At 30.4% G+C, this 22,521-nt stretch carries 24 protein-coding genes and 1 tRNA gene; 9 read left to right on the top strand and 16 right to left on the bottom strand.

The genetic code is table 11. The features are described from left to right. Positions 1-3: 3 nt before the first annotated feature. On the bottom strand, positions 4-432 hold the full coding sequence (locus tag JH146_RS02515; RefSeq protein WP_048201545.1) for a hypothetical protein: 429 nt from the start codon (positions 430-432) through the stop codon (positions 4-6). Positions 433-480: 48 nt separating this feature from the next. After that, complete coding sequence (locus tag JH146_RS02510; protein WP_048201544.1) at positions 481-1,401, bottom strand: methanogenesis marker 7 protein; 921 nt, start codon at positions 1,399-1,401, stop codon at positions 481-483. Between the two features lie 172 nt (positions 1,402-1,573). Here JH146_RS02510 and JH146_RS02505 point away from each other — a divergent pair, with 172 nt between their 5' ends. Further along, positions 1,574-4,363: a TrlF family AAA-like ATPase gene (locus JH146_RS02505; protein ID WP_048201543.1), complete on the top strand. Its 2,790-nt coding sequence runs from the start codon at positions 1,574-1,576 to the stop codon at positions 4,361-4,363. A gap of 22 nt (positions 4,364-4,385) precedes the next feature. Here JH146_RS02505 and JH146_RS02500 read toward each other — a convergent pair whose 3' ends face one another. From JH146_RS02500 to proS, 7 genes are all read right to left on the bottom strand, one after another. Beyond that, positions 4,386-4,781 carry a DUF2209 family protein gene (locus JH146_RS02500; protein WP_048201542.1) on the bottom strand — a complete coding sequence of 132 codons (396 nt, stop codon included), beginning with the start codon at positions 4,779-4,781 and terminating at the stop codon, positions 4,386-4,388. Positions 4,782-4,806: 25 nt separating this feature from the next. Continuing rightward, entirely contained in the window at positions 4,807-5,586 is a 780-nt protein-coding gene (locus JH146_RS02495) for a hypothetical protein (RefSeq protein WP_081874452.1), read from the bottom strand. Positions 5,587-5,595: 9 nt separating this feature from the next. Beyond that, on the bottom strand, positions 5,596-6,027 hold the full coding sequence (locus JH146_RS02490) for a translation initiation factor IF-2 subunit beta (RefSeq protein ID WP_048201541.1): 432 nt from the start codon (positions 6,025-6,027) through the stop codon (positions 5,596-5,598). A gap of 204 nt (positions 6,028-6,231) precedes the next feature. Continuing rightward, positions 6,232-6,417 carry a 50S ribosomal protein L37e gene (locus tag JH146_RS02485; RefSeq protein ID WP_048201540.1) on the bottom strand — a complete coding sequence of 62 codons (186 nt, stop codon included), beginning with the start codon at positions 6,415-6,417 and terminating at the stop codon, positions 6,232-6,234. A gap of 102 nt (positions 6,418-6,519) precedes the next feature. Continuing rightward, positions 6,520-8,424, bottom strand: coding sequence for a beta-CASP ribonuclease aCPSF1 (locus JH146_RS02480; RefSeq protein WP_048201539.1), 1,905 nt, complete (start codon positions 8,422-8,424; stop codon positions 6,520-6,522). 220 nt (positions 8,425-8,644) lie between these two features. Next, complete coding sequence (psmB, locus tag JH146_RS02475) at positions 8,645-9,319, bottom strand: archaeal proteasome endopeptidase complex subunit beta (RefSeq protein ID WP_048201538.1); 675 nt, start codon at positions 9,317-9,319, stop codon at positions 8,645-8,647. Positions 9,320-9,432: 113 nt separating this feature from the next. Then, the gene (gene proS, locus JH146_RS02470; RefSeq protein ID WP_048201537.1) at positions 9,433-10,800 is read right to left on the bottom strand and encodes a proline--tRNA ligase; all 1,368 of its coding nucleotides are present in this window, start codon (positions 10,798-10,800) and stop codon (positions 9,433-9,435) included. Between the two features lie 84 nt (positions 10,801-10,884). Between proS and JH146_RS02465 the strand changes: the two genes are divergently transcribed. Beyond that, positions 10,885-11,562 carry a hypothetical protein gene (locus JH146_RS02465; protein ID WP_048201536.1) on the top strand — a complete coding sequence of 226 codons (678 nt, stop codon included), beginning with the start codon at positions 10,885-10,887 and terminating at the stop codon, positions 11,560-11,562. Between the two features lie 98 nt (positions 11,563-11,660). On the opposite strand, the gene atwA is transcribed toward JH146_RS02465, so the two are convergent. The 4 genes from atwA to JH146_RS02445 are packed head-to-tail and all read right to left on the bottom strand — an operon-like array spanning position 11,661 to position 14,329. Next, on the bottom strand, positions 11,661-13,265 hold the full coding sequence (atwA, locus tag JH146_RS02460) for a methyl coenzyme M reductase system, component A2 (protein WP_048201535.1): 1,605 nt from the start codon (positions 13,263-13,265) through the stop codon (positions 11,661-11,663). Continuing rightward, a complete protein-coding gene (locus tag JH146_RS02455; protein ID WP_048201534.1) occupies positions 13,262-13,636 on the bottom strand; it encodes a DUF134 domain-containing protein in 375 nt (124 codons plus the stop codon). The genes atwA and JH146_RS02455 overlap by 4 nt, the downstream gene beginning before the upstream one ends. A gap of 15 nt (positions 13,637-13,651) precedes the next feature. After that, positions 13,652-13,978, bottom strand: a complete 327-nt coding sequence (locus tag JH146_RS02450) for an MJ1244 family protein (protein WP_048201533.1) — start codon at positions 13,976-13,978, stop codon at positions 13,652-13,654. 12 nt (positions 13,979-13,990) lie between these two features. Continuing rightward, the gene (locus JH146_RS02445; protein WP_048201531.1) at positions 13,991-14,329 is read right to left on the bottom strand and encodes an MJ1244 family protein; all 339 of its coding nucleotides are present in this window, start codon (positions 14,327-14,329) and stop codon (positions 13,991-13,993) included. Between the two features lie 182 nt (positions 14,330-14,511). Here JH146_RS02445 and JH146_RS02440 point away from each other — a divergent pair, with 182 nt between their 5' ends. Next, positions 14,512-15,117: a DUF4352 domain-containing protein gene (locus JH146_RS02440; RefSeq protein ID WP_236953675.1), complete on the top strand. Its 606-nt coding sequence runs from the start codon at positions 14,512-14,514 to the stop codon at positions 15,115-15,117. A 21-nt stretch (positions 15,118-15,138) separates the two neighbouring features. Here the strand turns inward: JH146_RS02440 and sucD are convergent, their stop codons facing one another. After that, a complete protein-coding gene (gene sucD, locus JH146_RS02435; protein ID WP_048201529.1) occupies positions 15,139-16,005 on the bottom strand; it encodes a succinate--CoA ligase subunit alpha in 867 nt (288 codons plus the stop codon). Between the two features lie 205 nt (positions 16,006-16,210). Here sucD and JH146_RS02430 point away from each other — a divergent pair. The 4 genes from JH146_RS02430 to JH146_RS02415 all read left to right on the top strand — a co-directional run bounded on the left by JH146_RS02430 (position 16,211) and on the right by JH146_RS02415 (position 18,968). Further along, positions 16,211-16,321 (top strand) — tRNA-Trp (locus JH146_RS02430). A gap of 99 nt (positions 16,322-16,420) precedes the next feature. Further along, the gene (hxlB, locus tag JH146_RS02425; RefSeq protein ID WP_048201527.1) at positions 16,421-16,954 is read left to right on the top strand and encodes a 6-phospho-3-hexuloisomerase; all 534 of its coding nucleotides are present in this window, start codon (positions 16,421-16,423) and stop codon (positions 16,952-16,954) included. A gap of 80 nt (positions 16,955-17,034) precedes the next feature. After that, entirely contained in the window at positions 17,035-18,120 is a 1,086-nt protein-coding gene (locus tag JH146_RS02420) for a 3-dehydroquinate synthase II (RefSeq protein WP_048201525.1), read from the top strand. Positions 18,121-18,209: 89 nt separating this feature from the next. Then, positions 18,210-18,968, top strand: coding sequence for a geranylgeranylglyceryl/heptaprenylglyceryl phosphate synthase (locus tag JH146_RS02415; protein WP_048201519.1), 759 nt, complete (start codon positions 18,210-18,212; stop codon positions 18,966-18,968). Between the two features lie 6 nt (positions 18,969-18,974). Here the strand turns inward: JH146_RS02415 and JH146_RS02410 are convergent, their stop codons facing one another. After that, a complete protein-coding gene (locus JH146_RS02410; protein ID WP_048201517.1) occupies positions 18,975-19,676 on the bottom strand; it encodes a class I SAM-dependent methyltransferase in 702 nt (233 codons plus the stop codon). A gap of 18 nt (positions 19,677-19,694) precedes the next feature. On the opposite strand from JH146_RS02410, the gene JH146_RS02405 reads away from it, so the two are divergent. Next, positions 19,695-20,198 (top strand): UPF0254 family protein, encoded by a 504-nt coding sequence (locus tag JH146_RS02405; RefSeq protein ID WP_048201515.1) that lies wholly within the window; start codon positions 19,695-19,697, stop codon positions 20,196-20,198. Between the two features lie 8 nt (positions 20,199-20,206). Here the strand turns inward: JH146_RS02405 and JH146_RS02400 are convergent, their stop codons facing one another. Beyond that, positions 20,207-21,055 carry a protein translocase subunit SecF gene (locus JH146_RS02400; protein WP_048201513.1) on the bottom strand — a complete coding sequence of 283 codons (849 nt, stop codon included), beginning with the start codon at positions 21,053-21,055 and terminating at the stop codon, positions 20,207-20,209. An 88-nt stretch (positions 21,056-21,143) separates the two neighbouring features. Between JH146_RS02400 and JH146_RS02395 the strand changes: the two genes are divergently transcribed. Further along, positions 21,144-22,451, top strand: coding sequence for a DUF7343 domain-containing protein (locus tag JH146_RS02395; RefSeq protein ID WP_236953674.1), 1,308 nt, complete (start codon positions 21,144-21,146; stop codon positions 22,449-22,451). Positions 22,452-22,521 lie beyond the last annotated feature (70 nt).

Raw genomic sequence — 22,521 nt, 5'->3', positions numbered from 1 at the left:
AAATTATATTCCAACGTATATTTTTTTGTCTCCAATTTCAATAATCTCTTTATCCCCTTCTGGCATTTCTTCAACAATTTCTATATAATCTCTGTTTGCAATATCGTTACTTAAGACATCTAAGATATATTTTAAATCTTCATCATCTGTATAAATCTTAGCTTTTACTTTAAATTTCTTTGCTAATCTTGCAATATCTCTTAAAGCTAATTTTGCATCTGTAATTAGCTCTAAATATTTTTTAGCTTCCTTTAAATCTTCTTCTTTTCCTATTAATACAGGATACTTCACATTATATATTTCATCTTCTCTAACGTCAAATTTTACATTACATATCTCTATTAACCGAGCAATTATTGATTGTGGCAAACCTGGAGGGATAGGAATTTCTTTTTCATCTATATCATAGCATTTAAAATTGAAGTTCTCCATACTTCTCCCTCTTAATGTTATTTAATAATATGAAATAAAAAATTAAATTTAAGCTTTATTTTTATGCATTTCAAACTCTACTTCTGATTTTGGTTTTATTTTTATTAATATATAGTTTTTCATTACACTTCTTTTAATATCCGCTATATCCTCTAATTTATAGTTCTTAACTTTAACCTCTCTAATCTTATCTACATATTTATCATAATCCAATTTAACTCTCAACCCATCTAACTGTGTAACAATAGGCATTGGTGATAGAATTGAATACACTTCCTCAACTTGTTTCTCAATTTCATCTTTAACAACTACTGGCGGAACAATTGGCGGGTCGTAAGATAATTCTCTTCTTCTCTCATTTATAAGTTCTGTTATTACATCAACCATCTTTCTTAAGGCTCTAATCTCTTCTCCATGTCTTAACCTATGGCTCCTCCTCCCAAGATTTCCAACGTATGGATAAGGAATATCTATTTTTTCAGGACCTCCAGTAACCACAACTGGAATATCTACATCAAATAAATGAGTTTTATCTTTAATACATGCTTCAAAATTACCCATTACATAAACTGCTAAGTCGTGCTCTTCTATCAATCTTTTTTCTTTCTCTCTTAATTGAGCTATATCTTTCCCAACCCCTCTCGCCAATCCAATCATATTTGGTTTAGCTCCAAATCTTCTTAAATACTCTGAAATATCACATGCTGTGTGTGGGAGGTGATGTCTTGATAAACTTGGAGCTACAACAGCTATCTCAGTTCCTGCTAATGGGGTCTCTATAATCTTACCTTTATATTTTTTAGCCTCCTCTTTAATATTCTCCAACTCATTTTGAGGAATAGCTAATGTCATATAAACATCTAACTGCATAACATGCTCTTGAATAACAAACCCACCAATATCCTCAATCCATTCTTTGAAAATATTGTTTTTATAAACCCCTCCTTCGTATCTAACTATCTCATACATTTAGAATCACCAAGACCATCATTAAGATAATTTTTTTGTTTATGTTATGTATCTATGATGGTATATTAAGGTTATTTATGATATGTTAAGAAATTAATATAAACACTCATTGTAATAAATTTATGTTGATACCCAACAATATTATGTTTATAAAATATGTGGGGGAATCATAATGAACAGAGGATCAGAATGGAGAAAATGGGATTTGCATGTTCATACTCCAGCATCTTATTACCATAATTTTAGATTTTCAGATGAAGAAGAAAAAGAAAAATACAATGGGGATATATGGGAAAAATATATTGATGAGTTAGAAAAGATCCAAGATGTTGCTGTGATTGGGATTACTGACTATTTTTCCATTGAAGGATATAAGAAAATACTTGAATATAGGAAAAAAGGAAGGTTACAAAATTTTTATTTGATACTTCCAAATATTGAATTTAGATTGGATAAATTTCTTTCAAGTAGAAAAGATGAACAACCTAAAAGATTGAATTATCATGTTATATTTAGTAACGAAATTGATCCTGAAATAATTGAGAAGGAATTTTTAGAGGAGTTACATATTAAAACCCCTAATGGGGAAGTTAGAAAACTTACTCGAAGAAATATTGAAGAAATTGGACGAATATTAAAAAAACAACATGATAAGTTTAAAAATTATTCTGATTATTTTGTAGGATGTATGAACATCACGGTTTCTCTTGATGAAATAATAAAAGTTTTAAAAGAGAAAGAATCTATTTTTGGTGGGAAGTATTTACTTGTCTTGCCTGAAGAAAGATGGTGTTTAATGGATTGGGATGGACAAGATCATCTTACTCGAAAAGAACTTCTTGTAAAATCTCATGCAATTTTCTCTGCAAATCCAAATACAAGAGATTGGGCTTTAGGTAAAAAACATAAAAACCCAAAAGATTTTATTAATGAATTTGGCTCATTAAAACCTTGCATACATGGTTCTGATGCTCATAAATTTGATAAACTTTGTAAGCCCGATAATAATCGATTCTGTTGGATAAAAGCTGATCCTACATTTGAAGGTTTAAAACAGATCATCTATGAGCCAGAAGAAAGGGTAAGAATTCAAGAAGATAATCCAGAACCCAGAAAAAGTATCTATACATTATCATCCATAAAAATATCAAATTCTAAGATAAGTGATGAGTTAGAAATTGAAGAACTGGAAATTCCATTAAATCCCAACTTAGTTACAGTTATAGGTGGTAAAGGTAGTGGAAAAACAGCACTACTTGATTTAATAGCTAATTGTTTTGAAGATAGGTGTAAAAGGAGTGGTATAGATAAAAATTCGTTTGTTCAAAGAATAGAAGAACAAAAACCAGACCTAACTGTTGAAATATCTTTTATTGGAGATGATGTGGAAAACTTCTCTAAGAAACTTATTGAAGAAAAATTTTTCCAACACTCAAAAATAACATATCTCCCTCAAGGGAAAATTGAAGAATATAGTGAGGACAGAGAAAAACTCCATGAAAAAATAAAGGAAATAATCTTTAGTAATAAGGATGTAATGGACTCTGAATATAAACAAAAATTTGAAAAACTATTAGAAGAAATAGATATACTCAAAAAAGATATTGAAGATCTTAATTCTGAGATTTACAAATTGGAAATAGACACTGATCCTGAAAAAGTCAAAGATATTGAAAATAAAAAGAGCATTAAAATCGGAGAATTGAAGGATAAAGAAAATAAACTTCAAGATATTATAAAAAAGATTGGAGAAGACTCTGAAAATAAAGTTAAAAATCTTAGAAAGGAAGAAGCTGCCTTAAGATCAAGACATTCTAAGTTAGAAACAATTAAAAATGATCTATTGAAACTTCAAGATAAAATTGAAAACTTTTTAGTGATAAATTCTGAGATTGATAAGCTAAATTCTAACTTTAGAGAATTAAACATACCTGTAAATATTTCACATATAGATCTCAAGTCATATTTAGATAAAATAAACGAAACTATGGGGATTGTCCAATCTGAAATTAATAATGTTGTAAGTCAGATAAATTCTATAAAAGAAGACCTCAACAAATTGCTTGGTATAGAAAAAGAACATGATACCTTACTTAATGAAATAAACAATATAAATGATGAAATAGAACTACTAGACGATAAATTAAAAGAAATTAACGAAAAGAAAGAGAAAATTAAAAAATTAGATGAAGAAAGAAAAGACAAATACATAAAATTTATCCAAAAACATGTCGAATTAAAAGATGTTTATAAAAAAATTATAGAAGTATTCTCAAATGGAAAAGACGATATTTTAAACAATATAGATTTCAAGTCAAATATATTCTTTGATCGAAGTAAATTTGAAGACGTAGGGGAAGATATTCTTGATGGTAGAAAAGTTACTCTAGAGCAAATATCAAGCTTAGCAGAAAAGTTATATGAGATTATATCTTCTGATGATATTGAAAAATTACCATCTAAGATCGAAGATTATATTAATGAAGCTTTTAAATTTAAGCAGTTTTTAAAGAAAACAAGAACAAATTTGGATTTCTACAATTGGGTATTTGGAAATTATTTCTCACTTAGCACTGAAATTTTCTTTAACGGAACTCCTATGGACAAACTTTCTATAGGTCAAAAAGGCACAGTTTTATTAAAGATATTCTTGGCTGAAGGAGATCATCCTTTAATAATAGATCAACCAGAGGATAATTTGGATAACAAATTTATTTATGAAACTTTAGTAAATGCTTTCAGAGAAGCAAAGAAAAAGAGGCAGATTATAATTTCTACACATAATGCAAATTTAGTAGTTAATACAGATGCCGAGCAAGTGATAGTTGCAGAATTTAAAAATAACAAAATATCATATAGATGGGGTTCAATCGAAAATGAACAAATACGGAGAGATATTACTAAACTTTTAGAAGGTGGAGAAGAGGCATTTAAAAAACGAGAGGAGAAATATGGAATTTAAGTTGGTTTATATAAGAATCGTGTTAATAAAATTTTCTCCTTTCTCCCATGAGCAACTTTCTAACAGAGTAAGAAACATGGTGGGCTATATTTATCGCTTCCAACTCTCCTCTTGTCTTTGGAAATATCACTTCTTTATTCAAAACTGCTGAAATAATATCCTTGGACAAGTTAAAAAATTCTCCCCTCTCACATAAAATGTAATCAAATTCTTCCCCAATCTTCTCAATAAGTTCTTTAACCTCTTTAATAATATCTCTCAATTTCTGAGTTTCTTCTTCTTTAACCATAACATCTATTTTTTCTACATGTACAATTCTATCTGCCTGAATCTCCACCAAAACCCCAGCATAGACTCTAAAAAATATATCATTTTCATGATGTCTTCCAGATATGTCTATTGCTAATACTTTAATCATCTCACCTCAAAAATATAAAATAACTTTAAAGCATCGAAATCAGATACAAAAATAAGTTTTTATATCCAGTTGCAAAGGCAGATAATAGAGAAATTCCATAAGCTTTTGCATAGCTATATATAAACCAGTCAATTGGTTCTAACATCCCAGCTATAGAGATAAATATAAAAGAACAGGTTATAAGAATTGCTATTTTTTTGTAAGATATTTTTCTTTCAATTATTGGAAGTATTTTGTTTGATATTTCTACTCCAGCAACAACTGCAATGGCAAACCCAAAAAACTCAAAAAATCCATGTGGAAGGACTGCAATTAAGTCGGAATATTGAAGGTTTATTCCAATTAACCCAGTTAGTGGATTTATAACGGCGAAGATAAATAATATTAATAGATATTTTTGATAATTTCTAAATATTTCCTCTTTCTCTTCATCTGATTCGGCTTTTTCTAAATCTTTTTTACATAAATAGCCAAGTGCTCCAAGGGCAAACATTATGATTAAGCATCCCATAAAATTAGAAAATATATATGAGAGAGCATAATCTAAATAAGCATTTTTCATTCCAACAGTGCTTGAAATAGCTGAAGAAACAGCATTAAATTTTGCAGTTCCAACACTTTGAGCTAATTCAGCTGGCTTGGATATAAATTCAGATTTTAAAATAGATGATAAATATAAAAGAAACTTCCCTACTGAGAATGAAAATAAAAACCCCATCCAGCATAAAAAATAAGTTATTAAAATCTTTTTTGGAATATTTAAGGAGAGATATTTTTTAAAAATCTCAATGGCTTTTATTTCCATAACATTCCCTTAAATCATTCTTATAGGTCTTATAGCCCCACAAGCCATACATTTGAGTAAATGGACTCTTCCCTCCTTAATAATCTTAGTATCTGGCTTACCGCACTCTCTACAGATAACATACTCCCTCAAGAAGTCATTGATTCTTGATTTTAATAACTCTGGGCTGATTCTTCTCTGTAAGATTAACCTACCTCCCTCTAAGTTACCAGCACTACCAGTCTCTTTTAAGAGATATTTAGCAAAGAATTCTTCATCTCTATTAACTGCTTTAGCTAACTCTCTAAAGTTTCTTATTATTGTTCTATTCCCCTCTATTAAAATCTCAATTTCTGGAAGTTCAAATCTATCTTTTTGGAAAACATAGTCTGGAATTTGACTTCTTGCTCTCTTTAATAATGCCTTGTAATCATAATAGTCAATACTTTCAAGGTCGCTCATTTTATCACCAAAATAAGATTATCAAAAAATTTATACATTAACCATATATAAAAAACTATCCAAGTAGAATATAGAACTTTCGCAGGAATAAAATTTTATATTGCAGAAGGATGCCTTTGGCATCAAAATTCATTAATAAATATATAAACTGTGAAAGTTCTATAATAAAACTTCGATATAAAAAAGAAAATAATTAGGTATAACTTATCTTATTCTTCTACCATTAACTTTTTTGTTTTGCCATGAGTATTTTCTCATTCTTTTATTTGGAAATCCACATGCGGCACATCTCTTTTTTCTTACATGGTAAGCTCTTCTTCCGCATCTTCTACATCTTATATGATATGAACCTTTGTTTCTTTTACCCATTGATGGAGTACCTTTTGACATAATTTATCACCTTAAAATCCTTGATTTGTGTTTTATTCTCTTTTTATTATTATAAAAACATTGATTGAGATAATAGCAGATTATGCTATTTAAACTTTACCTTTACTTAACTCTTATTGCATCCAAGTTCATTGGCACATAAGTTTGTTTTTTAAACAACCTTCTCACAGTGTCTGCAAAATCTAAGCACTTACTCTCCTCTCCATGAACCATAATAACTTTTTCTGGTGATGGTTTCAATCTTCTAATGTATTTAATTAACTGCTTTCTATCACTATGCCCTGAAAATCCTTCAATTGTATAAACTTGTAGATTGATTGGAATTGATTTTGTCTTTCCATTTCTTGTTGTGATTGGAATTTCTTTCCAACCTCTCTGAACTTTTCTTCCCAAAGTTCCCTCTGCTTGGTAACCAACAAATATTATTGCATTTTTCTCATCAGGGGCTAAGTGTTTTAGATATTCAACACTCGGCCCTCCTGTAAGCATTCCAGATGTTGCTAAAATTATACATGGCTCATCACTATCGATAACCCTCCTCCTCTCATTTGTGCTTCCAACTCTCTTAAATACCTCAGATAAGAATGGATTATCTCCTTCGTGGAATATCTTCTGCCTCATCTCCTTTGATAAGTATTCTGGATATGCAGTATGTATAGCAGTAGCCTCCCAAATCATCCCATCTAAATACACTGGAGCATTAAATATGCCTTGATTATATCCTTCTTCCAAGACAAGCATCAGCTCTTGAGCTCTTCCTACACCAAAGACAGGAATTAAAACTTTTCCTCCTCTATCTGTTGTTTCACTAACCACTCTTAACAATTCTCTCTCTGCCTCTTCTCTCTCTGGCAAAACATCATCATAAGCCCCATAAGTGGATTCAATTATCAACGTCTCTAATCTTGGGAATTGGCAAACAGCTGGCTCTAACAACCTTGATGTCTCAAACTTGATATCTCCAGTGTATGCTAAATTATACAACCCTTCTCCTATATGCAAATGTGCTATAGCTGAGCCAAGGACATGCCCAGCGTTGTGTAGAGTTAATTTTATTGTTGGACTTATATCTGTTGTAACTCCATAATCAATTGGTATTGTATGCTTAACACACGTTTTTATATCTTTTGAAGTGTAAGGGACATCTTTGCCTTCTTTTTTAGCAATCTCTAAATAATCTTTTTGTAATAAAGTCATTAAATCTCTTGTAGGTCTTGTGCAATAAACAGGGCCATCATAACCATATCTAAATAAACCAGGGACAAAACCGCAATGGTCTAAGTGAGCGTGAGTAACTATAACAGCATCTAAATCTTCAATTGAAAATTCTGGGGCATCAAAGTGGGGAAATGCTTTATCTTCACATGCAACATTAATACCACAATCAATTAACACCCTTGTATCTGGTGTTTGAACATACAAGCAAGACCTACCAACCTCTCTCGCTCCTCCTAAAAAAGACACTCTTATCCAATAATCTCCTCTAACAATTATATCTCTATGTATTCTCCTTCCAATTCTTCTTAAAATTTCTTTAACTTCATGTCTTTCTCTATAAAGTGTAGCTCTAATTGCTTTAATTGTTTCTGATTGTATTGGTGGGGTTCTTACTGGCTTAGGTGCCCATCTTATTGCTTTTTTAATCATCTCTAATGTCTTTCCTTCTTTACCTATAACCAATCCAGGTTTTTTTGATTCTATTATAACCTCTCCAGTATTTGCATCAAAAACAAAGTTTGTTATCTCTGCTTCTTCAGGAACAATTTCTAAAATTTTCTTTTTAGCTATTTCTGGCTCAACTAAAACAGATGGGTCTGGTCTTATGGAAATTCTCTTTCTTAAATCCTTAGCAAGGTTTTTAATAATCTCATTTGTAAAAATTTCTGGATTTTTTACATAGACAACTACTTCAGGCCCCTCAAACTGAACATCAACTATTTTCGCCTCTTTTGGTGATTTTTTTATTACCTCTTTCTTTATATTTTCTAAAATTTCCTCTGCTGACAAAATAATCCTCCTCCTTAACTTTTAAAAATCTGCAGTGTGTTTTTAAATTGAAAATTTTGATAATTGTTATAATTCAATGAAAAAATCTTAAAATTAAAAAATTGCACAAAATAGATTTAATTAATTTAATTAAATTAAATAGAATTTTTTTATTTCTTTTTTAAAATTTATCAGTTTTTAATTTAATTTTTAATAATTTTTATCAATCATTTAATTTAATTTATTTACTTTTTCTTCTACTTCTTTTTGTGGTTTTTTTCTTAGATTTTGATTTCATACTATCTAAAATTTTTTCAATTTCTTCATCTTCAAATATCTTAACTCCTTCTTTTGTTATAACAGCTAATGATATACCATTTCCTGAAAATGTATCTCTCTCCATTGCTGATTTTAATGCTTTTATAGCTAATTTTATTCCTTCCTCAACGGGCATATCTTTATCATATCCAGCTTCTAAAACCCCATATGCTATTGGGGAACCTGAACCTGTTGCAGTAAATGTTTTCTCTTCATTCATTCCTCCTAATGGGTCTAATGAAAATAATTTAGCCCCTTCTAATAAATCATAGCCACCAATAATTATTTGGGTTAAAAAAGGGAAGTATCTGCTTGAGTGTAATATATTACTTAATAGGGTGGCACATGCCAATGGAGAAATATTTTTTCCAGTTCTCATTTTATATAGTTTTGCCTCGGCAGTTAAAAGCCTAATTATTGCCTGAGCATCTCCAACACTTCCCGCTATTGTTAATGCTATATAATCATCAATTTTGTATAATTTCTTTGCATTTTTGTCAGCTATTAAATTACCTAATGACGCTCTTTTATCGGTCGCTAAAATTACTGCATCATCGCAGATTAAACCAACAGTAGTTGTTCCTTTCATAGCATCCATTTTTTCACCTTGAATATTAAATTATTTCTATTCCAAAGCTTTTTGATTTCTATAGATAAAAATTTTGTCCTCTTCATAAGCCATTAAAAATAAGAAAAGATAAAGATAGAGATTTAGTAGGTTTTAGCTATTGCTATATATTTATTACCTTTATATTCTGTCTCTCCTAAAATAGTCGCTTCTACTTTCTCTTCAAGTTCTTCATTGTATATCTCTTCCTTAAATGGAATTAAAATTACCCCCCTCTTTTCAGATAGTATTTTTTTAATTTCATCAGGATTTATATCTTCAAGGACAGTTATAAAGTTTTCGAATTTTTCCCATGCTCTATTCTTAATGTTTTCCATAATATTATTTAAAGTTTTTTCTATAACCTCCTCTAATTGGGTTTCATCAACTTGGAACTTCTCCATTGTATCTCTTCTAAATAAGGTTATCTTTTTATTCTCAATATCCTTTGGTCCAACTTCAATTCTCAATGGAACACCTTTTATTTCCCAATCGTTGAACTTCCTTCCAGGTCTTATATCTCTATCATCTATATGGACTCTAAACTTACCTTTTAATTTCTCATATAACTCTTTAGCTTTTTCATTAACTTCTTTTTCTTTTCCTTTGAAAATTAATGGGACAATAACTATTTGAATTGGTGCTACTATTGGTGGTAGAACTAAACCTTTCTCATCTCCATGTATTGCTATAATTGAGGCAATAACCCTATCAGAGATTCCATAACATGTTTGATAAGCATAATCTTTATCTCCAGTAGGTGTCTCAAATATAATTTCAAATGTTTTTGAGAAGTTCTGCCCTAAGTTATGAACTGTTGCTATCTGCATTGTTCTACCATCTGGGAATATTGTATCAAAGGCCATTGTATATTCTGCCCCTGGAAACTTATCCCACTCAGGTCTTTTTGAAATTAAGTATGGGATGCCTAAAGTATCAAAGAATTTTTTATAGATAGATATTGCTTCTTTAACTTGCTTTTCTGCCTCTTCTTTTGTTGAATGTGCTGTATGAGCTTCTTTAAATGTCATTATCTCTCTTAATCTAATTAAAGGTCTTGTGTGTTTTGTTTCATACCTAAATGTATTTACTATTTGATAGATTTTTATTGGCAAATCTGTATGAACCTTAACCCAAAGTTTCATCATATAATAGATAGAGGTTTCAGATGTAGGTCTTAAAGCTAATTTAACATCCAATGGTGTTTTTCCTCCATGAGTTACCCAATAAACCTCATCTTCAAATCCTTTTATATGCTCTCCTTCTTTAGCTAACAAATCCTCTGGAATTAACATTGGGAATAAAGCTTCATCGTGCCCACTTTCATCTAACAAATTTCTTATTATTTCAAATGTATATCTTCTTATTTTAAATCCATAAGGTAAATAAACTCCACAACCCTTTATTGGATATCTAACATCATAAATTTCAGCTTTTTCTAATATATCTGAATACCATTCTGAAAATTCCAAGATATCACCTTCATCATTAAATATTATTTTTATTAAAATGAGAGTAGTTATTGCTAATTATTTAAACTTTTTTGTGGTGAGTTTATGTTAGGAATTGCTATAAAGCCAAGCAAAATAAATGAAGATATTGTAGAGTTTGGGCAGTTTGTTGGAAGATATTTTGATTATTACATTATAGATGCTGAAAATAAACCTCTAATTGACAAAGATATTTTAGAAAGATTAGAAAAGATATCAAAAGCTGTTTTAACAATTCAAGCAAAGAAAGAAAATGCATTTCAATTATTAGAGTTTTATTCATCTTACAATTTTGATTTATGTATTGTTTTGGGAAATAAGAATTATTTAAATGAGAAAGAAAGAAAATTTAAAAATTATAGGATTTTGGAAGTTATCAAAGAGGCTATTAAATACAACAACAATATTTGGGTGGGGACAGAAGGGATTGAAAATATTGTTAAAGATATTGTGGAAGAAAACAACCTCATTGCTTATTATTTGTATGGGCAAACATGTAATATAAATTCAAAGAGAGCCATATATATCCCATTTACCACAAAAATTGATGAAAATGTGTTGGAATCTATGAAAGGTTATCTAAATAGAAGGAAAAATTATAAAGGAAATTGGAAGGATTTTATTTTATCTTTAGAAGATAAAGAAGTTTTAAAGAAAATTAAAGATAGCAATGAAATAATTGTTGGCTATCCTATTATTCCAAATAAAGAAGAAATATTGAAGTTTATGAAAGTTTTTAAATAAATTTAAATAGGACGAACGCAGAGAAAGTTGTTCTATTGGATATTTAAGCATTTTGGCTTCTAAGTTCCAAATTAATTATAAAAGTGCGTCCGTCCTATTTATTTCTGCCCAAACATCTCTTGCTTCTCCTCCTCAGTTAATAAGGCAACAATTTCCTCTGGCTTACCAACTTTAATTAACTTACCGTTTCTCATCAATCCCGCTCTATCACAAACATTCAATACAAAATCCATATCGTGTGAGACAATAATGTAGGTTTGCTCTAACTCAGCCCTTGATTTATGAATTGATTCAGCAACTGTATTTCTTGTTATTGGGTCCATTGTCCCTGTTGGTTCATCTAAGATAACAACTCTTGGCTCTTTTATTAAAACTTGGGCTAAAGCACATCTATGCCTTTCTCCAACACTCAACTCATGAGGATACTTATCTAAAATTTCCTCTGCTTCTTCTTCACTAAATCCAACAGATGTTAGTGTATAAACTGCCTTCATTCTTGCAAATTCATCTGGAAGTTCTAAACCTATTGCCTCTGTTAAGTTTTGCAATATAGTTCTATGTGGATAGAGAGCATATTCTTGGAACAATATACCAATATATCTTTTAGCTCTTCCTCTTCCAGTGAGTCCTGGTTGAGTCATATCAACCCATTCATCCCCTAATCTAAACCAATACTTTCCTTTTGAAGGTGGTAATACAGCGGCAATAATCTTTGCTAATGTTGTCTTTCCAGCCCCACTAGTTCCAACTAAACCAAAGATTTCTTTCTCTCTAATGTTTAATGTTACTCCATCAACTGCTTTAACAACCCCTCTCTCAACAGAACAGTAATGCTTTGAAATATTTTCTAATTTTATAATATCTTCTTTAATCTCAATCTCTACATCAGGTTTTTTAAACTCTTTAACTGTTTCCATGAATTTATTAACAACCTCCTCTGAAGTACCTTCCATTATAACTTCTCCTTTCTCTAACCAAACTGCTTTTTCAGTTAGTTCAGCAATAACTTCTGGCCAGTGAGATGTTAAAATTAAGCTTATCTTATTTTTAATAACGAGGTCTTTTAAAGCTGAGTGAACTAATTTAGCAGTTTGAGGGTCTAAAGTTCCAGTTGGCTCATCAGCTAAAAATATAAATGGCTCTTTAGCTATTTGCCTTGCTAAAACTACTCTCTGCTTTTCTCCCCCACTTAAATCTCTTGCAATGTGGGTTATTCTATGCTCTAACTTAACCATCTTAATTAATTTCAATGCCATATCAATAGCTTCTTTTCCTTCATAGCCAGCTTGATGTAAAGCTTCTAAGATGTTTTCAAGAACTGATTTTTCTCCATATAAAGCGAAAGTTCTCTGAAGCATTATAGCAATTTTTCTTTTTAAATTATAGGTGTATTTTTTATCATTCCAAAAATCTACTTCTATTTTTTTAAGCTCTTCTCCACACTTTTTACATGGGGTTCCTGCCTTTGAAGGAACATCTACATAACCACATTTTTCGCAATAAGAGACATGATAAATTATTTGCCCTTCAGTTGGTTCATATCCATCCATTCCTCTTAACATATGTAATAAAACTGATTTTCCAGCTCCACTCTTCCCCAAAATCCCTAATGATTCTCCTTCTTCCAATGTAAATGATATGTTCTTTAAAACTACCTTATCACCAAATTTTTTTGAGACATTTTTAACTTCCAATAGTATCATAGTTCCTCACCGTCTAAAGTTCTACAATGCTTTTTTATTCCAAATCTATGCCTCATACAGAAATCACATTCTCTAATTTTGTATTCTCCACCCTCAATAATTATTGCCTTTCCATTTATTAGAGCATCGGCTATCTTTCTTCTACCTTCTGTTAATAAGCTCCACAAAACTCTCCTTGAAATGCCCATCAATTTAGCGGCTTCTTCTTGAGTATAATCAAGATAATCAACTAACCTTATGGCTTCTAATTCATCTACAGTTAATATAACTTTATCTAAATCTCCAACAGGGATTCCTTGTGGTTTAAATACTCTAAATTTTGGTTCTTCAGATATAAATCTTGGTATTTTTGGTCTTCCTCTTCTACTCATATAATCTCCTCATTTTTAAGGCATATTCACTATTATCCCTTCAATAGGGATTTCAATTATTGTATATTTGCAGTCAGCTAATTTTTCATCGATTATTTTTTCAATCTCCATAAGTTTATTTTCATTAACAACAGTTCCAATTAACACAGCATTTTGTGCTAAATCGCTAACAGCTTTTATAGCCATTTCTGGGTCTTCATCCAACAAAAATCCCTGCCAATCTTGAGGTGACATACCTTTATAATCATATAAGAAAAATCCTGTTATTCCTCCTTCTGATAAAGCATTTATTGCTTTTCCAACATTTTCACTTTCAACAAACAAATATAGAAGAACTTTCATTTATCCTCACCTTTAAACTCTATGAACTTTAACCTTCAATATTGGAATTTTCATTACTGTCCATTTCTCATTACCCAATTTTTCTTTTAATAGCTCTTCTATTTTTTTAGCTTTTTCCTTTCTAACCACTGTTCCTACTATGACAGCTTTATTAGATTCTTTATCGATAATTTCGTAGACTTTCTTAATATTCTCTAAATCTTTTTTACTTAGTTTTTTGAACTTGTCTAAAGATATTCCTCTATATTTATGTAAGAAAAATCCTGTAATTCCTACTAAGGTCATGATATTTATTGCTTTACCAACATTTTTTTCTTCAACCAATAATTTAAATAAAACTCTCTCTGTCATAATATCCCTCTTATGTGGAAAAGTTACACTTTAACTGTTAAAATTGTATAATATAAAGTTTTTCATTTGATTTTCTAATACTATTAAGTATGTGATGTATGTTATTTTTTACGTTAAAATTATATAATATAGTAACAAAATAGTTTATTGAAATATTGCATTGGGGTGATTAAGTTTTGGGCTTGAAATCTCTAATAATATTGGGAGTATCACTAATTATATTATTATTTGTGGGGGTAAATGTATCAAATTTTTTATATAAAACCTTCTATGGAAAAGATATAGAAAACATAACCATCTATATGGATGAAGATTCTATAAAAGAGATACATCTAAAAATTGGTGAACCTGTTGAATCATCCAAAATTAAAATGTCAGTAAAAGAAATATATAGAACCCAAAAAGTTAAAGGAAATATGGGTTATAGAAAAATAAAGGACAATGAAACTTTCATTATAGTAAAAGTTAGAGTAGATAACTTAAGAGAGGATTCATCTTACTACATTTCAAACATGGACTTCTTTTTAGTTGATGAAAATGGTAAAAAATATGATTGTGAAATGAATGTGCTTGATGTTAAAGATGTGCTTACAATCACCACAATACCTCCACGCAGATATGTAGAGGGTTATATAATCTACAAAGTCCCAAAGGATATAAAAACAGTAAAAATAACATACAATTTCAGAAATATTCAAAATATTTTTGATTCATACAAAGCAGTTTGGGAAATAAACATGTCAGATATACCATATATTGAAGAATTTCCTCAAAATACGAGAAATTAAACTTATTTTGTACTATTTTTATTACTCTTTTAAAATCTCTGCCAATAATTTTGGAATATCGGATATATTTCTTGCTACATAAGCACCTGCTTCTTCTAAAGCTTTCATCTTACTTTCAGCAGTACCTTTTCCTTTTTCAACTATAGCTCCAGCATGACCCATTCTTTTTCCTTCTGGGGCTGACTGCCCAGCAATATAACCAATAACAGGTTTTTTCATCTTTTCTATAAATTTACTTGCCTCTTCTTCAGCCCCTCCACCAATCTCTCCAATCATAACAATAGCTTCTGTCTCATCATCCTTTTCAAATAAATCCAAAACTTCTTTATATCTAAGCCCAACTATTGGGTCTCCTCCAATCCCTACACAAGTTGAAACTCCAAATCCAGCTTTTTTTATTTGGTGGGCTATTTCATAAGTTAGTGTCCCACTTCTTGAAACCATTCCTACACTTCCTTCCTGCAGAACCTCCATTGGTATAATTCCTAACTTTCCAACTTTTGGTGAAGCAATACCAGGTGTATTTGGTCCTATAATCTTAACTCCAACATCTTCAGCGTAATTTACAAATTCCATCGTATCATGGACTGGGATGTGCTCAGTAATAACAACTATCAAATCAATTCCCGCATCTATTGCCTCAAAAACAGCATCCTTAGCAAATGGAGCTGGAACAAAAATTACTGATGCGTTGGCATCTGTCTCTTCAACAGCTTCTTTAACTGTATCAAAAACAGGAACTCCATGAACGTTCTGCCCTCCTTTTCCTGGTGTAACTCCTCCAACAATTTTAGTTCCACAATCTAACATCTTCTTTGTATGAAAACTTCCCTGCTTTCCAGTAATTCCTTGAACTATTGCTCTTGTATTTTCATCCAATAAAATCATCCTATCCCTCTACACTTATTTAAAAATATCTTATTGCATTTAAATTGACACGTAACTTAATATGGCTAATAAAATTCAGCATATAGAGCCAGTTGTTATTTACCCAAAAATATTACTTTAAACCCATATAAAAGTATCTTATATATCACTTATCAACCGTAAAATTTATATATCCCCTTTTACTTTTTATATGTGTCGTTGATGCGGGGGTGTGGTGTAGCCAGGTCTATCATCGGGGACTCCAGTTGCCTATAGGGCGCTGGACCATGGCAGGAGAAATCCCTGGACCTGGGTTCAAATCCCAGCACCCCCACCATTTTTTCGTTAAATAAATTGTTTCTTTATGTTTTATTTTTCAACAATTAATCAATAGATTTGGATACATTTGTGAAGATAACTTCGATAGGTGTCGAAATTGGATGAACTGGAAGTTATAGCTCACAACCTATCAATATTAAAAAGATTCTATACTGATGATGAATGGAAAGAAAAACTGAATTCTTTAGTAAATAGGATTATAAAAGCTAAAAAAATCTTTGTTTTTGGTGTTGGAAGAAGTGGATATATTGGAAGATGTTTTGCTATGAGATTAATGCATCTTGGCTTTAAATCCTATTTTGTTGGAGAGACAACAACCCCGTCCTACGAAAAAGACGACTTACTAATTTTAATATCGGGTAGTGGGAAAACGGAAAGTGTTTTAACAGTTGTTAAAAAGGCAAAGAAGATAAATAATAATATTGTTGCAATTGTATGTGAATGTGGGATTATAGTGGAGTTTGCTGAGCTGACAATTCCATTAGAGGTTAAAAAATCAAAATATTTGCCAATGGGAACTACTTTTGAAGAAACAGCTTTAATATTCTTAGATTTGGTTATAGCTGAGGTTATGAAGAGGTTAAATTTGGATGAAAGTGAAATAATAAAACGCCACTGTAATTTATTATGATTGCTTAAATTTGATATATAATAAATCTTTATAAATAAGAAGTGGCAACGTAATTTAATTAAAAATGAGAAGGTGGAATTATGAAATTTGGATGGGTTAATGTTATTGGAGATAACTGGGAAGATAAAAAAGAGATTGTAAAGATGGCTTTGGAGTCATCAATTCCTGTAGTTGTTGCTGAGCCAGAAGATATTGAAAAAATTAAAGAGCTTGGAAATATTAATGTAGCTTCACATAGCTTAGATGCAGATATTGTTTTAGTAAATAAGGATGACAACATAGAGTTTTTAAAAGAAGCTAAAAACTTAGGGAAAGAAACTGCAGTATATATACCAATAGAATCAAAGGAAGATGAAGAATTTGCTTCAGAGGTTGCAAGGTTTGGTTTTGTTGATAATATTATCTTAGAAGGAAGAGATTGGACAATCATTCCATTGGAAAACTTAATAGCTGATTTATTTAATAGAGATGTTAAAATTATAGCAAGTGTTGATTCAGTTGGTGAGGCAAAGGTAGCTTATGAGATATTGGAGAAAGGGACTGATGGAGTTTTATTAAATCCAAAAAACTTAGAGGATATAAAGGAGTTGTCAAAATTAATTGAAGAGATGAATAAAGAGAAAGTGGCTTTAGATGTAGCAACAATAACAAGAGTTGAGCCAATAGGTAGTGGAGATAGGGTTTGTATAGACACTTGCTCATTAATGGAGATAGGAGAAGGAATGCTAATTGGCTCTTACTCAAGAGGATTATTTTTAGTTCATTCTGAAACTGTAGAAAACCCTTACGTAGCTACAAGACCATTCAGAGTTAATGCAGGGCCTGTTCATGCTTATATTTTATGCCCAGGGAATAAAACAAAATATTTAAGTGAGTTAAAGGCAGGAGATAAAGTTTTAATTGTTGATAAGGATGGAAATGCAAGAGAGGCAATAGTTGGCAGGGTAAAGATTGAGAGAAGACCATTGATATTAATTGAGGCTGAGTATAAAGGAGATATTATTAGAACTATATTACAGAATGCTGAGACTATAAGGTTAGTTAATGAAAAAGGAGAGCCGGTTTCTGTTGTTGATTTAAAACCAGGAGACAAAGTTTTAATAAAACCAGAGGAATATGCAAGACATTTTGGGATGGCAATAAAAGAGACAATCATTGAAAAATGACCATTTTACATGCTTAATTAATTAAAATATTAAAATTAAATTTATTTTTTCTTTATTTTATATTTTTTAGCTCCTATTCTGGTGAAAGTATGGAGATAAAAATAGGTAAAGTTGAGAAAAAATTGAATGAAATTATTGAGGAAGAGGGGGCTGTTTATCTAACTCTGTTAGACCCAGAAGAAGAAAATATTGAAGAAATAGCTGAAAATGTTAAAGATTATGCTGATGCAATAATGGTTGGAGGGAGTATTGGGATAGTTAATTTAGATGAAGCAGTTAAAAAAATAAAAAAGATTACTAAGCTCCCAATAATTTTATTCCCAGGAAATGTTGATGGGCTTTCAAAATACGCTGACGCTGTATTTTATATGAGCTTAATGAACTCAGCTAACACTTATTGGGCAATAACAGCCCCAACTTTAGGGGCGATAACAATTTTAAAGTATAATTTAGAGCCAATTCCAATGGCTTATCTCTGTATAGAGCCCGCTAAAAAAACAGCTGTTGGTTATGTTGGGGAAATAAGGGAAATTCCTCAAAACAAGCCAAAGATAGCTGCAATGTATTGTTTATCAGCAAAATTCTTTGGAATGAGATGGGCTTACTTAGAAGCTGGAAGTGGAGCTGAATACCCAGTAAATAATGAGACTATAAGTTTATCAAAAAAGCTTTCTGGAATTAATATAATTGTTGGTGGAGGAATTAGAAAACCAGAAATTGCATACGAGAAGGTTTTAGCTGGAGCTGATGCAATAGTTACTGGCAATTTGTTGGAAGAGAATCCAAATGCTGTTGAGATGATGTATGATGCAATTAAAAAAGCAGGAAGGGAAAAATTGAAAAAATAAAAAAATTTATTTATTTTTTACCTTTTTTGCAACAAATCCGATGTATGAAGCAAAATTCTTTAAAAAGCTTTTATAAATAAACTTATCCAATGGAGAGTTTGTAATATTTGCCCCAAAAGTATAAACAACTTCAAAACCTTCTTTTCTTAAAGCTTCTTCTACTTCCTTAAAATCATAGAATCTTGTTTTTACTTTTATTTTTTCCCCTTCAATTACTTTTGTTATTGTTCCTTTTCTTTTCTTTAGAGCTTTCCTTACCTTTTTAAAGTTTCCTTTTAAAATATTCTTGATAATCCATTTTATATCATAGATGTTTGCTACAGTAAATATAAAAACCCCATTATCCTTTAAAACTCTATTAACTTCTCTTAAAGCTCTATTTATATTACAATGATTTAAAGCCCCAAAAAATGATATTGCTTTATCAAAACTTTTGTTTTTGAATGGAATGAATTCAGCATTAGCTACAACAATTAGCTTATTTGTTTTTTTATTTGCTATTTTAGCCATCTCTATAGATATATCTAAACCAACTGCCTTATTTAAAATTTTTAACTGCTCTCCAGTTCCACAACCAATATCTAAGACAAAGTCATCATCTTTAATCTCTTTTTTTATAATTTCTTTTTCCACAACTCTCATATACTTGTTTTTATACAATTTATCATAACTCTTAGCTAATTTGTCATAATACTCTTTAATTCCCATATTCTCACGGTGAGAAAAATGATAACTGTAGCAACAGCTGAATGTTTTACACATGCAAATATTGGCTTAACTATTCATAAAGCAGCTGCTGGTTATGAAGATTTTGAATTTAAATATTTATTTTCTGATGAAGATTTAAAATTAATAAAAAATGTTAGAGTTTTAACTGCCATGTTTATACCTTCAATTGTAGGGGCTGAAAAACTTTTAGATATAAAACTTCCAGAGCCAGATTATAATTATAGATATGCAAAAGCTTATAGCGAAGAGAAAGATTTGGAGGTTGCTAAGTTGATGGCAGAAGCATTAAAGAAAAAGCTAAATGCTAATATATCCATTGGAACTACTGCTGGTGTTGGGAGGGGAGCTATTTGTATATTAACTGATAACAATTGCTATTTATTTACATCGGATGTTTATGCCAACTTAGTTACTTTTGAGAATGTTAAAGAAAGGCAAAAAAATGGCATTGAAAAAGGAATTAAAAAATTTTTAGAGATTTTAAAAAGAGAATATTTTTAGATGTTTAATTAAATCTTCTTTGCTCTATATTCAGTTATATAATACCTCAATATACCTGCATTCAATAACCAGGTGTTTATAATATCTGCAACCAAAGCCAAGATTAATACTGTAGCTATATTTGCCAATATATCCGCCACAGGGATGAAAAGCTTTACAACAATCAATAAGATTAGCATTGCAGTGATTGTTGTTAGTGTCATTGTTAAACCTGTTTTCATTGCTTCTCTAACAGTTTCATCAAAGCTTTTTGTTAATCTTTTTAACACTCTTGTAGTTAATAAAATGTTTGAATCTACGCTATATCCAATAACCATTAATAAAGCGGCTATAGTGGCTGATGATAGCTCAATATTAAACAAACTCATAGCCCCTAAAGCTATAATTAAATCTGAAAGTGCAGATAATATAATAACCCCACTCGCTATTGGGTTTCTAAACGCAAAATAAACTGCTATAGCCATAAATATAAACGCAAATGAAATAGCTTTTAACCCCTCTTCAAAGAATTTAGCACTCAACATTGCCCCAATTGTCTTTTCAGAATAATTTAACTCATCTAAGCTATTTACATTGAAAAATTCCTTAATTTTCTTTTTTACTTCTTCAACATTTTCACTTTTACACCTAACAACTATATAATACCCATCAGCTGATTTTAATTTTTTTATCTCTGCTTTTCCATCAAGTGATTCTTTTAGAGGGGCTATATCTATATTCTTATCAACTTTAATCGTTATCTCTGTTCCTCCAGTTATGTCTATACTTTTGGGGATTCCTTTAAAACCTATTAATAAAATTGATAATATAAGAAAGGCTATTGGGATGGCAATTGATACCCTATAATCTTTTAGCATTTTTCCAACCCCTTGTATTTTAGTCTATACAAAACAAATTTTTATATATATTAAGGTGATATAAATAATAATATCCTCGTATGTTAAGGTGATACCCATTAAACCTAAAAAATTTTTAATGTTTTTATTTTTCTTTCTTTTATTTGCAAACGTATCTTTTGCATATACTATTGAGAGGATAGATATTGAATGTATAGTTAACCCTGACGATACAATAAATGAAACAATAACTATGGTGATATACAATAACGATAATAAAAATTTGAGTAGCATAACCTATACAATTCCTCAAAACATTAAAAATTTCACAATAGAATCTTCTATAAACATTAGGGGGTATAGTGCTTTATATAATGAGGGAATTACCGAAATTGCTGTAGAATTTGAAAAACCACTACCGCCAAATGAGTATGCAAATGTAACATTTAATTGTTTAGTTACTGATGCAATCTGGACAAGAAATGATATTAAGCAACTCATCATGAACTTTCCAATCTCTGCAAAAAACGCCACTATAAAAGTAATTCTTCCCCCAGGGGCAGTTATATCATCACCACAGGGAACTTTGCTTGTAACCCCTTCTGGATATAAAATAACTACCGATGGAAAACATCAAATCATTATCTGGGATTTGTCCCTAAATAAAGAAATAACTTTCACAATTACTGTGAAATATACTTTCATATCTTATCCAGAACAAAATATCATAGAACAGCCAGCAATTAACAATAATTTGAAATACCTCTTAATAATTGCAATATTTGGGGCTGCAATATTTGGGGGATTGTTTGTTAGAGAGAGAATTTCTAAAAAGAAGATTATAGAAGGGACTGAAAACATAAAAAATGAATTAAATGAGCTAAAAGATAAATTAAAAGAAAAAGAAGATGAGGTTAAAAATTTAACAATAAAAATAAAAGATTTAGAAGATAAGCTAAGTAAAGCCAATAAAAACTTATTAAATAAAGATGAGATTATTGGAGTGTTAAATGAAAGGATTTCAGAATATGAAAGTAGACTACAAAAACTCGTGGATGAAAATACTGAATATAAAGAAAATATTGATTCGTTGAATAAATATATTGAAAAATTAAAGAAAGAGAATGAAGAGTTAAAAGATAAGGTCAAAAAACTAAATGACATTGTAGAAAAACATATGGAGTTAAAGAGAGGGGTTTTGTGGAGCTTTTTGACTGAAGATGAAAAAATTATAATTGACTTGATAAAAAAACATGGACATATAACTCAAAAAGAAATTGTTGAAATTACTGGAATGAGCAAACCAAAGGTTTCAAGGATTATATCTGAATTAGAAGATAGAAAAATAATAAGAAAAGAAAAAATAGGTAGAATTAATAAATTAGCTCTCACAGAAGAAAGTAAGAAGTTATTATAACCATAGGGCTTCGCCCGATTGTTATGAAACTTTAAGAAAGTTTCATCAAAGCTAACACCTCCTCGCTTAC

This window comes from Methanocaldococcus bathoardescens (assembly GCF_000739065.1).
In the GTDB taxonomy this organism is placed as follows: Archaea; AGJL01; Methanococci; order Methanococcales; family Methanocaldococcaceae; genus Methanocaldococcus; species Methanocaldococcus bathoardescens.
This window is presented reverse-complemented; position numbering and strand designations above follow the sequence as displayed.

Excerpts from the sequence above, each read along its gene's own strand:
- JH146_RS02500 (WP_048201542.1), bottom strand. The coding sequence starts at position 4,781 with ATGATTAAAGTATTAGCAATAGACATATCTGGAAGACATCATGAAAAT.
- JH146_RS02410 (WP_048201517.1), bottom strand. The coding sequence starts at position 19,676 with ATGGGAATTAAAGAGTATTATGACAAATTAGCTAAGAGTTATGATAAA.
- JH146_RS02510 (WP_048201544.1), bottom strand. The coding sequence starts at position 1,401 with ATGTATGAGATAGTTAGATACGAAGGAGGGGTTTATAAAAACAATATT.
- atwA (WP_048201535.1), bottom strand. The coding sequence starts at position 13,265 with ATGATACTATTGGAAGTTAAAAATGTCTCAAAAAAATTTGGTGATAAG.
- JH146_RS02450 (WP_048201533.1), bottom strand. The coding sequence starts at position 13,978 with ATGAAAGTTCTTCTATATTTGTTTGTTGAAAGTGAAAATGTTGGAAAA.
- JH146_RS02505 (WP_048201543.1), top strand. The coding sequence starts at position 1,574 with ATGAACAGAGGATCAGAATGGAGAAAATGGGATTTGCATGTTCATACT.
- JH146_RS02445 (WP_048201531.1), bottom strand. The coding sequence starts at position 14,329 with ATGACAGAGAGAGTTTTATTTAAATTATTGGTTGAAGAAAAAAATGTT.
- psmB (WP_048201538.1), bottom strand. The coding sequence starts at position 9,319 with ATGGATGCTATGAAAGGAACAACTACTGTTGGTTTAATCTGCGATGAT.
- JH146_RS02400 (WP_048201513.1), bottom strand. The coding sequence starts at position 21,055 with ATGCTAAAAGATTATAGGGTATCAATTGCCATCCCAATAGCCTTTCTT.
- JH146_RS02420 (WP_048201525.1), top strand. The coding sequence starts at position 17,035 with ATGAAATTTGGATGGGTTAATGTTATTGGAGATAACTGGGAAGATAAA.
- JH146_RS02455 (WP_048201534.1), bottom strand. The coding sequence starts at position 13,636 with ATGAGTAGAAGAGGAAGACCAAAAATACCAAGATTTATATCTGAAGAA.
- sucD (WP_048201529.1), bottom strand. The coding sequence starts at position 16,005 with ATGATTTTATTGGATGAAAATACAAGAGCAATAGTTCAAGGAATTACT.
- JH146_RS02415 (WP_048201519.1), top strand. The coding sequence starts at position 18,210 with ATGGAGATAAAAATAGGTAAAGTTGAGAAAAAATTGAATGAAATTATT.
- JH146_RS02465 (WP_048201536.1), top strand. The coding sequence starts at position 10,885 with ATGTTAGGAATTGCTATAAAGCCAAGCAAAATAAATGAAGATATTGTA.
- JH146_RS02405 (WP_048201515.1), top strand. The coding sequence starts at position 19,695 with ATGATAACTGTAGCAACAGCTGAATGTTTTACACATGCAAATATTGGC.
- JH146_RS02485 (WP_048201540.1), bottom strand. The coding sequence starts at position 6,417 with ATGTCAAAAGGTACTCCATCAATGGGTAAAAGAAACAAAGGTTCATAT.
- JH146_RS02495 (WP_081874452.1), bottom strand. The coding sequence starts at position 5,586 with ATGGAAATAAAAGCCATTGAGATTTTTAAAAAATATCTCTCCTTAAAT.
- JH146_RS02515 (WP_048201545.1), bottom strand. The coding sequence starts at position 432 with ATGGAGAACTTCAATTTTAAATGCTATGATATAGATGAAAAAGAAATT.
- JH146_RS02490 (WP_048201541.1), bottom strand. The coding sequence starts at position 6,027 with ATGAGCGACCTTGAAAGTATTGACTATTATGATTACAAGGCATTATTA.